10 protein-coding genes are annotated in these 10,644 nt (G+C 32.9%); 6 read left to right on the top strand and 4 right to left on the bottom strand.

All coding sequences use genetic code 11. From position 1 onward, the window contains the following. The first annotated feature begins 201 nt into the window (after positions 1–201). Both ACI9TV_RS06840 and ACI9TV_RS06835 read left to right on the top strand, forming a co-directional pair. Complete coding sequence (locus ACI9TV_RS06840) at positions 202–1,257, top strand: hypothetical protein (protein WP_415250027.1); 1,056 nt, start codon at positions 202–204, stop codon at positions 1,255–1,257. Positions 1,258–1,495: 238 nt separating this feature from the next. Further along, a complete protein-coding gene (locus ACI9TV_RS06835) occupies positions 1,496–1,690 on the top strand; it encodes a hypothetical protein (protein ID WP_415250026.1) in 195 nt (64 codons plus the stop codon). A gap of 183 nt (positions 1,691–1,873) precedes the next feature. On the opposite strand, the gene tgt is transcribed toward ACI9TV_RS06835, so the two are convergent. Further along, the gene (gene tgt / locus ACI9TV_RS06830; protein WP_415250025.1) at positions 1,874–3,001 is read right to left on the bottom strand and encodes a tRNA guanosine(34) transglycosylase Tgt; all 1,128 of its coding nucleotides are present in this window, start codon (positions 2,999–3,001) and stop codon (positions 1,874–1,876) included. Between the two features lie 147 nt (positions 3,002–3,148). After that, positions 3,149–4,951 (bottom strand): Na/Pi cotransporter family protein, encoded by a 1,803-nt coding sequence (locus tag ACI9TV_RS06825; RefSeq protein ID WP_415250024.1) that lies wholly within the window; start codon positions 4,949–4,951, stop codon positions 3,149–3,151. 129 nt (positions 4,952–5,080) lie between these two features. Here ACI9TV_RS06825 and ACI9TV_RS06820 point away from each other — a divergent pair, with 129 nt between their 5' ends. Beyond that, on the top strand, positions 5,081–5,665 hold the full coding sequence (locus ACI9TV_RS06820; RefSeq protein ID WP_415250023.1) for a TetR/AcrR family transcriptional regulator: 585 nt from the start codon (positions 5,081–5,083) through the stop codon (positions 5,663–5,665). A gap of 47 nt (positions 5,666–5,712) precedes the next feature. Then, positions 5,713–6,279 (top strand): elongation factor P, encoded by a 567-nt coding sequence (gene efp / locus ACI9TV_RS06815; protein ID WP_415250022.1) that lies wholly within the window; start codon positions 5,713–5,715, stop codon positions 6,277–6,279. A gap of 15 nt (positions 6,280–6,294) precedes the next feature. Here the strand turns inward: efp and ACI9TV_RS06810 are convergent, their stop codons facing one another. Then, a complete protein-coding gene (locus ACI9TV_RS06810) occupies positions 6,295–6,429 on the bottom strand; it encodes a hypothetical protein (protein ID WP_415250021.1) in 135 nt (44 codons plus the stop codon). A 4-nt stretch (positions 6,430–6,433) separates the two neighbouring features. Continuing rightward, positions 6,434–6,568, bottom strand: coding sequence for a hypothetical protein (locus ACI9TV_RS06805; RefSeq protein WP_415250020.1), 135 nt, complete (start codon positions 6,566–6,568; stop codon positions 6,434–6,436). 176 nt (positions 6,569–6,744) lie between these two features. On the opposite strand from ACI9TV_RS06805, the gene ACI9TV_RS06800 reads away from it, so the two are divergent. Further along, a complete protein-coding gene (locus ACI9TV_RS06800) occupies positions 6,745–6,972 on the top strand; it encodes a sensor histidine kinase (protein WP_415250028.1) in 228 nt (75 codons plus the stop codon). 60 nt (positions 6,973–7,032) lie between these two features. After that, positions 7,033–10,644 (top strand): DNA polymerase III subunit alpha, encoded by a 3,612-nt coding sequence (gene dnaE, locus ACI9TV_RS06795; RefSeq protein ID WP_415250019.1) that lies wholly within the window; start codon positions 7,033–7,035, stop codon positions 10,642–10,644.

Below are 10,644 nucleotides of genomic sequence, written 5' to 3'. Positions count from 1 at the left end.
AACTAGAAAAGATACAAATAAAGAGCTAGTTGCTTAAAATATAAATTATATTAAAAATAGTTGGTTATAATTAATAAATTAAGTGGGTTTTAAGGTGGCGACTAGGAGCTAATAAATTACCTAACGGCAACTTATTTGCTCTATTCAAACGTTATCTGCCATTCAAGTGGCATACTCAAATTTCACCATAGAGGATTAAAAATGGATACTAAGAAAGCTTTTATATTAATGCCTTTTTCTGAGTCATTGAACGATGTATATGACTTCTTGATTAAAGGTGCATTAATCGATGCAGGATATCAAGTAGAAAGAGCAGATGACATTAAAAGCCAAAGTAATATATTAGAAGATATTGTAAAGGGAATTGTAGAAAGTGATTTAATTGTTACTGATTTAACAGACTCTAATGCAAATGTATATTATGAATTGGGTATTGCACATGCTCTTCAAAAAAAAGTTATTTTAATTACTCAAGATATTGAGGAACTACCATTTGATTTAAAATCATATAGAGTCATAGGTTATTCCATACATTTTACTAGAATGAATGAAGCTAAAAAAGAATTGTATCAATTAGCTAAACAAGCTTCTGATGGAACCTTGCCGTTTGGTAATCCTGTCAAAGACTATGGTGAAATTCAGAACATCAGTGAATCTACTTATTCTGTAGTAAAAGCTAGTGACGATGATTCATCAGATTTAGGTTACTTAGATCACTTTGTCCAATTTGAAGATAATTTTGAAAATCTAACAAAAATAGTTAAAATAGTAGGAAGTAAACTGAAGGAAGAACTAACTCCTGAAATAAATAAAACTACTGAAATACTTACAACAGCACAGAACTTAACATCCAAACAAAAAAGAAATTTAATTAAAGAGCTAGCGGGACATGTTGATACTTATGCAAACCTCTTAAAACCTAAAAATGATGAATACAGAGATTTGAATCAAAAACTGGAAACAAACATAGAAATTATTTTAACCATTAATCAGAAACATAATGAAGAATCAATTGAAAATATAGAGGAGTTTCTAACTGGTTTTGAGGCATTAGAAAATGCTGCACAACATAGTCGTGATGGATTAATTGGTTTCTTGGAAACTATGAAGAACCTACCTAATTTAGAGAAAAGCTTTAATCGTGCTAATAAATACATGCAACAAGAGCTTCAGTTTTTTATTAATAATATTGACCAGACTATTTCAATGGCATCTAGAGCAAGAATTATAGGTAAATCATTGTTAGCAAAATCTTAGATTAAAGTCTAGGAAGATAACAAAACGCAGAAGCCAATATTTAACCCAAGAGCGGGTCAAATATTGCTTTCCTTAACCGTTGTACGTTCCCGCGGAACGGAAACGTACAACGGCGAAGCTGAGCCCTAAACGTGCCCCCAACCATTTGTCGTATTCCGCTACGCTACATACAACAAATGGCAGGAGTCCCACTTCAAGATGTATCTCAGCTTCGCCGTTAGATACACAAAGGAAATATATGAAAAAAGAAATTTCAACTACATTAATGGTGCTACTTATTAGTTTTATCGGATTTGTATTTAGTCTAATACAAATGTATTCTAATCAAGACGGAAACTCATACCCACTTAATGCTAGTTTAATATATTTGGGAACATCAATCTTTGTATTTACATTTTTGCTTACTTTAAAGAAAGATATTTTAAAACAATGAAATTTATCCATTAGCAAGTGCTATTTTTGTAGTAAGTGGAATGATTTCATTTAGTAGTATTTTTTTGATTAATAAATTTGTTATAGAAACATCTAACAACATCTAGTAGAGAAATATGAAGCCAAAGTGCGGCTTCATATTTCTCAAGTCAACTGTTATATAAAAATAATGCCGAAACCTTATTTACTGAACAACACCTCTCTTAGCGTAAAACTCTTTTTTGTACTCAGCAAATTTATCTTCTAGAATTGCTTCACGTACTTCTCTCATAAGGTTCAGATAGTAGTGTAAATTGTGAAGTGTAGCAAGTCTAAAGTATGCAATCTCACGTGCACGAAAGAGATGACTCATATACGCACGAGAGTATGTTTTACATGTTACGCATTGACACTCTGGATCAATTGGTAGTTCATCTTCTTTAAACTTAGCACCTTTAATATTTATACGACCAAAAGAGGTAAAGAGCGTACCATTTCTTGCATTTCTTGTAGGCATTACACAGTCAAACATATCTATCCCACGTTCAATGTTTTCTATCAAGTCCTCAGGTGTACCAACACCCATTAAGTAACGTGGTTTATCTTTTGGCATATACTGTGTTGTATATTCAACTGTGTTATACATTTCATTGTTGAGTTCACCAACACTCAGTCCACCAATGGCAAAACCATCGAAGTCTAATGCACAAAGTTCAGTCGCAGATTTTTTACGAAAGGCTTTGTCAGTTCCACCTTGGATAATTGCAAAGATATTTTGATCTACTCCAACACCTTCTTTTTGTTTTGCTCTAAAGTACTCAATAGACTCTTCCGCCCATGCAGTTGTTCTCTCGATACTTAGCTTAATACGCTCTTGAGTTGCAGGAAGTCCAACTAAGTCATCAAGAATCATCATAATGTCTGATCCAAGGTTATGCTGAATATCGATAACTTTTTTTGGAGTAAAGAAGTGCTTTGAACCATCTATATGAGAACGAAATTCTATACCATTTTCTTTAGGTTTTGAAATATCACTCAGGCTAAAAGCTTGAAATCCACCACTATCAGTTAAAAAACTTTTAGGAAACTTAGTAAAGTTATGAAGTTTCCCCATTTTTGCAACTGTTGCATCTCCTGGACGAAGGTACATATGGTAGGTATTTGCTAAAATAATTTGCGCACCTAAAGTGTTTACAACATCATTCATATCAAGAGCCTTAACACTCCCTAGTGTTCCAACAGGCATAAATACCGGAGTTTGTATAGTCGAATGGGCTGTTTTTATAGTACATGCGCGGGCATTTTTAGATGTTGCTTCTAGTGTGAATTCCATAAATTATTTATCCTATATATATCTTGTTGTTTTTATTTAGAGCTATTGTTTGGTTTGTTTTTTGATTGAAGTTTGTATTATAGTAAAAATATAATAATATATACTTTTACTATCGAGGAGGAGTATCCTACAAGTAGTAGGAAGTGGTTATTTTAAAAGCTGCTCAATCTCATCATCATCGATAAGCATACTGTTATTTATATCTAGCATGTCTTTATCAACAAAGATTACCTCTGCCATTGCAAGAAGATTTTTACTTATATCATAAGCATAGGCACTGTCATTCATAAGTGACGTAGCCATCTCATTTGTGATTAAATGATTTCTAATTAAGTTATCAAGTTTACCATTTGCGATAATATCATACCTTTCAATATATACTCTTGTTTTTGAAAGTAGAGTTAAAAGTACATCTTCTTCTTTTGTGTTAGATATAGTGTCTATAATTCGTAAAAATTCTACTAAATCTTTTTTAATACTATTGTACTCATCTATAATATGTTGATTTGTACTTGTTGAATATTTTAGTATGTTTTTTTGCAAGCTTTGCGTGTTTTTTACAGCATCTACAATATCTCTATTTGCAAGTTTTAATTTATAGAGTACCTGTATATCTTCTGCCGACATATCAGATTGGGCTTGAGCCGCGAAATCTATAATTTCACCATAAATACCTTTGATTCTACGTTCATAAAAACCACCAATATCGATAGTATCTGCACTATACTTATCACTTACAACATCTTCAAGTGGCATTTTGGATAAAATATTTGATCTTTTTAGATTCAAACCGTGCGCTATAATTTCAAAAGCATTTGTATATAAATGTTTAGTTTCTCTTTCAATAGCTGCCATTGCAGTTGCCGGAATTTCTAAAACAGAATCATTTAAATACTGCGCCGTGTCATAACTTTCTACTTCTGGTATTTTATCTTTAGAATTAAGTGTTTTTTCTAGGAATTTCACTAATGTATCTACAAATGGTATAAACATAATCACACCCATTATTTTAAAGAAAGAATCAAATACAGCTAGTCTTAGCGTATGATTATCTGATGCTATCCCAATAAAATCACTAATTGCAGCTACTAAATCCATTATTTGGTTAATAAAAATGACAGCAATAATGGCAGTTACAATGTTAAATATAAAATGAGCCCCAGCTAACCTCTTACCATCTATGTTAGAGCTTAAAGACCCTATGACCGCAGTAATCGTTGTACCTATATTTGCCCCAATGGTAAGGGCTAAAGCATTTTCATAGGTAATTTGTCCAACAGATAATGCAGCTAAAATAAGTACAATAGTAGCGTGAGATGACTGCATAACAACCGTTGCCAAGATACCGATCCCGATAAAGATCATTAAACCTTTAAATCCGTCAACCGCAAACGAAGCTAAATCAATACTTTCTTTAAATGCTTCAAATCCATCTTTCATATAATGGATACCTAAAAACAAAAATCCAAGTCCGGCTAATATATATCCTATACCTTTGAGAGCTTTGGCTTTTTGAAAAATCAGTATCACACCAAAGACAAGCATAGGCATTGCATAGGCAGATATTTTTACTTTTAAACCAAACCCAGCCATTAACCAGGCACCAGTAGTTGTACCAATATTTGCACCTAAAATTATACCGATACCCTGAGAAAGACCTATAAGACCAGCTCCAATAAACGATATAGTTAAAACTGAAACTAAAGAACTTGATTGCATAATTGCAGTGGCAACAAATCCAAAACTTATACTTTTATGTAGTTTATCAGTAGATTTCTTTAAAATTTTCTCTAATGTACCCCCAGAAAAAGCTTTAAAACCTTCTTCAAGGGTAAGCATACCAAACAAAAAGATAGATACACCAGCTGCTATCTCTTTAAAATCTGGACTTATCCAAAATCCATAAGCTAAAATCATTAATATACTAGGTAATAATATTTTTTTCATCATTTATTTATAATCCTTTTCTTTATTGATTTCGGAATTATAGAGCTAAATACATTAAAAATGAATTAAGTTCAGTTTAAAAATGAATTAAGTTATTTCTTTAGACTTAACATTATTTTGCTACAATCTCTTATGGGAAATATAAAAAAAAAGAAAAACACAGCACTAAAGAAAAAAGAATATATTAAAGATTCTGTAAAATATTTTCAAGAAGTTGGATATGAAAAAGCAAATATGTCTAAGTTGGCAAAAATCTTGGATGTATCAGTAGGAACACTTTATAAAGTATTCGTGAATAAAGAAAATCTTTATTTAGAGTTTATTTTGTATCAAATAGATAGTTTTTCACAGGTATTAGAAAAGAACCAAACGAAAGATCCTATGTCGAATTTAAAAATTTACTTAGAACATAAATATAATTATTTTATGGCGAACAAAAAGTCCATAGAATTATCTCTAGCGTATGATCCATTTTTTGTTCATAAACTAAGTATAGATAAAGGTCATCCTATGGATAAGATTTTTAAATTCTTAGCGAAACAATTTAAAGAAATTTTAAAAGATGATAAAAGAGACTATATACATATCTCCATATTATTTAAAAAATTATCTGATGGATATGCAGAAAGTTTTAAGATAAAAAAGTTTGATACAAGTAACATTATTGATGATACTATTGATTTGTTTTTAAATGGACTGTTGCAGCATACAAAATAGTTCGTATTATGCTAAAATGCTAAAAAATATTTTAGCAAGGTGTATTAATGGCAACAGTAGGTATGAGTGATATTAAAAAGAATGTTCGTTTAATAGTCGGTGAAGTACCATATAAAATAGTTGAATTTCAACATGTCAAACCAGGCAAGGGCGCTGCATTTGTTCGTATGAAAATGAAAAGTTTCTTAAACGGAAGAACTGTTGAAAAAACTGTTCATGCTGGAGATAAATTTGAAGTTCCAATTATTGACTTTAAAACAATGCAATATCTTTATGACGATGGTGAAATGTACCAATTTATGGATAACGAAACGTTTGATCAATTAGGTCTTATGTATGAGCAATGTGAAGATGCATCAAAATGGCTAAAAGATGGAACAAATGTTGATATGATTTTTTTCAAAGGTAAAGCTATCTCAGTAGCGCCGCCTGAGACTATGGAGCTTATCATTACTGAAACACCTCCAAACTTTAAAGGTGATACTTCAAGTGGAAGTAAAAAACCAGCTACACTTGAAACTGGTGCTGTTGTACAAGTTCCTTATCACGTACTTGAAGGTGATTTAGTTAAAGTAAACACTGTTGATTGTGAGTTTTTAGGAAAAGTTAAATAAGCTAATACTTCACTTTTACCTTGTCATACCTGAGAATTTTTCTATCTCGCTCTCGGGTACTGGTTGGGAAAATAAAAAACCTTGAAAGCTATTTATTTCTAACTCTTGAACTACCTCAAAAACATCTTCTGAATGGACAAACTCTGCCACAGTCTCAATTTCTAATTGTTTGAGGCATTTGTATATCAGAAATAATGAGATCTATATATACTTCTTTTTCTAAGTATAGCTTATAGCCTTCTTCCTCATTTTTGGCGGTGAAAACTTCACAACAAACGTCTTTGAGCATATCTATGATAATATCTTCATCTTCAACATCAAAGTATATTTATATGCGCTAAATCACTAAAATCCATCTTCTACTTTTAAATAAAAAGTTAATTATTACATGATAGACTTACGATAGAAAATAATGAAGTAGATAATCGTTCCTTACATATTAAGACATGAGTAAAAGATAAGAAAATAGTATTAACTATACGTGATAATGCTGGTGGTATTGCAGAGGATGTTATAGGCAAGATATTTAACCCTTACTTTACCACAAAAGAGGAAGGTAAAGGTACTGGAGTAGGACTGTATATGAGCAGTCAAATTGTAAATAACATGAATGGTTCTATAGAAGTCGAAAATAGTGAATTATTTACAAAAAATAGAGGAGCTAAGTTTACAATTAAACTTCCAATATGTTAGTAAATATTAATGTTAACCTACTATAATCCATCTAATTATTCTAAAAACTAGGCTAGATTTATGAGCGTACAACCTTTTACCCACCTTCATCTCCATACAGAGTATTCTTTACTCGATGGAGCGAATAAACTTACAAACTTAGTTCCTCGTTTAAAAGAGCTAGGGATGACTTCTGTAGCCATGACAGATCATGGAAATATGTTTGGTGCAATTGATTTTTACCATCAAATGAAAGATGCAGGTATCAAGCCGATTATTGGGATGGAAGGTTATATCCATAATGGTGATACCTTAGGTGATAAATCTACTAAACAAAGATTCCATATTTGTCTTTTTGCCAAAAATAAAAAAGGTTACCAAAACCTTATGTATCTTTCTTCCAAAGCTTATATTGAAGGAATGTATTATTTTCCTCGTATAAACAAAAATGAACTTCGTTCACATAGTGAAGGCTTGATTTGTACCTCTGCGTGTCTTCAAGGTGAAGTAAACTGGCACCTGAATCTTTCAAATGAGAGAAATGTAAGAAATGGAGCTTTGGGTTATGATGGAGCTTTAGCTGTTGCAAGAGAGTATCAAGATATTTTTGGAGATGATTTTTATCTTGAACTTATGCGTCATGGAATTGGAGATCAGCTTTTCATTGATGAGCAGATTTTACGAATTTCAAAAGAAACAGGTATCAAAGTTGTAGCAACAAATGACACACACTATACTTTTCCTGGGGATGCACAGTACCATGAAGCATTTATGTGTATTGGGATGAATAAACTCTTTGATGATCCAAATCGTATGCGTCACTCTGTACATGAATTTTATCTAAAATCCCCAGAAGAGATGGCTATGCTTTTTGCAGATATACCAGAAGCAATAGCGCATACACAAGAGATAGTAGAGAAGATAGAAAATTTTGTGCCAATAGTGAAAAACCCAACACCTCCTCACTTTAAATTTACACAAGAATATGCTCAAGGGGATAATTTAGAGATAAGTCATGTTGATGATACACCTGCTTTACCTGCAAATGCAAGTGAAGATGAAAAGAAACTATGGTTTAGTGGAGCTGATAAAAATGATGCTGAGTACTTTACATTCAGATGTAAAGTAGGCTTAGATAATCGACTAAAACACGTGCCAGAGGCTAGACATGAAGAATATCGTGAACGCCTTGAGTTTGAGATGGATATCATCAACTCTATGAAATTCCCCGGATATATGCTCATTGTTTGGGATTTTGTGAAAGTTGCAAAAGAGATGGATATAGCAGTTGGACCAGGACGTGGTTCTGCGGCAGGTTCTTTAGTTGCATATTCGCTAGACATTACCGACATTGACCCTATGAAGTATGAGCTTCTTTTTGAGAGATTTCTAAATCCGGAACGTGTGTCTATGCCGGATATAGATATGGACTTTATGCAAGCAAGACGTGGTGAAGTAATCGACTATGTAGTTAAAAAATATGGTCGTAATCAAGTTGCGCAAATCATTACCTTTGGTTCATTACTGGCAAAAGGGGTTATTCGTGATGTTGCACGTGTACTTGATATGCCACTTTCTCAAGCTGACAAATTGGCCAAACTTGTTCCAGATGAACTTGGAATTACCCTTAATGGAAAAACAAAAAAAGGCGAGTTTATCGATGGTGCTTTTCAAAAGGAACCAAAGATTCAAGAATTAGTAACGGGTGATGCAAATGCAGCACGTGTTTGGGAGTTTGCTAAAAAACTTGAAGGCTTAAAAAGAAACTCAGGAATTCATGCAGCGGGAGTTGTAATATCCAACGAAGAACTTTGGTATAAAACACCTATCTATAAGCCAAGTGGTGAAGACACTTTTGTTACACAGTATTCGCTAAATTATCTTGAAGATGTAGATTTAATCAAATTTGACTTTCTTGGTCTTAAAACTCTTGATGTAATTTATAATGCGATTAAACTTATAAAACGTAGATATGATAGAGATGTTGACTGGCACCAAATAGATGAAAATGATCCAAAGGTGTATGAGGTGATCAGAACAGGTGATACTGTCGGAATGTTCCAGATAGAATCCTCGGGAATGCAAGATTTGAATAAACGTCTGAAGCCAGATAGTTTTGAGGATTTAATTGCCGTTCTTGCACTTTATAGACCAGGGCCAATGGAATCTGGGATGCTTGATAGCTTTGTGGAACGTAAACATGGTCGAGAAGCAATTGAGTATACTTTTGACATAATGGAACCAATCCTTAAAAATACGTATGGGGTCATCGTATACCAAGAACAGGTTATGCAGATTGTTCAAAATGTTGGTGGATTTAGTCTTGGGTATTCAGATATTATTCGTCGTGCTATGGGTAAGAAAAAAGATATGGCAACATACAATGCTGAGTTTTCTGCAGGAGCGGTGAAGCAAGGTCATCCGTATGATGAAGCTTCTAAACTTTTTGATTTGATTGAAAAGTTTGCTGGATACGGTTTTAATAAATCTCACTCAGCTGCTTATGCAATGGTCACTTTTCAAACTGCATGGTTAAAGACGTATTACCCAAATGAGTTTATGGCGGCACTTTTAACTTCGGACAAAGACAACACAGACAAAGTTGTTCGTTATATAGATGAAGTAAAACGTATGGGAATTGAACTTTCCCCACCTGATGTGAATGATTCTTATCTAGAATTTTCTGCAATTACTAAAGATAAAAAAGAGATTATTTTGTTTGGTCTTGGTGCGATTAAAGGTGTTGGTGGTTCTGCAGTTGAGTCGATCATTCAAACGCGTGAAGAGGATGGACCATTTACTTCTATGGAAAACTTCGTAAATCGTATAGATCCTTCTAAAGTAAATAAGCGTTTTATTGAGTCAAGTATCAAGTCGGGTGGATTTGATAGATTTGGACACTCAAGAAAAGCTTTACTTGATCAGATAGAACTTATAATAGAAACTGCTAAAAAAGCGAGTGATGCTAAAAAGAATGCCGTTGGTTCTCTTTTTGGAGATGATGAAGAAATTACTTCTGTAGGACTTACTCTTAATAATGCAGAGGAGTATGAGCTCAAAGAAATTTTAGAATTTGAAAAAGACACATTAGGTTTTTATGTTTCCGGTCATCCAATGGATGAATACCGTGAGAAACTTGATGAATTAAACTATACTCTCTCATCTGAAGTAGATACAGTAAAGGATGGCTCTTTCGCAATCTTTATAGGTAAAGTTGAAGAGATAACTAAAAAGACGTCTAAAAAAGGAAATCAGTTTGGGATTGTAAATCTTATGGATTTTCATGGAAATATTGAGATAATGCTTTTTTCAGACAAGTTAGAACAACTCAGCGAAATGAATCTTGAAGAGCCAGTTGCATTTAAAGCAAAGATTACGCATACTGAGATGTTTACACGTATGAATGTAACAAAAATTATGACACTCAAAGATTCAAAAAAAGAGTGTAAAAAAGTAAAAACTGAAGTGAGAGAACTACCCCAAGAACCACTAAATTTAGCTATTAGACTCGATTCTGAGGCAAAAATATTAGAAGATCTGTATACACTCATAAGACAAAACCCGGGAAGTAGACCTTTGAAAATTATCATCACAGCCAAGCTACAAAATGTAGTGATAGATTCAGCAATACGGGTAAACAATAGTATAGTGAAGGCCTTAGAAGGGAACGAATTTGTGGATATATTAGGATAA

Source organism: Sulfurimonas sp. (genome assembly GCF_047622445.1).
In the GTDB taxonomy this organism is placed as follows: domain Bacteria; phylum Campylobacterota; class Campylobacteria; order Campylobacterales; family Sulfurimonadaceae; genus Sulfurimonas.
Note: the sequence above shows the minus strand (reverse complement) of the source record. Positions and strands in the feature narration are given on the sequence as shown.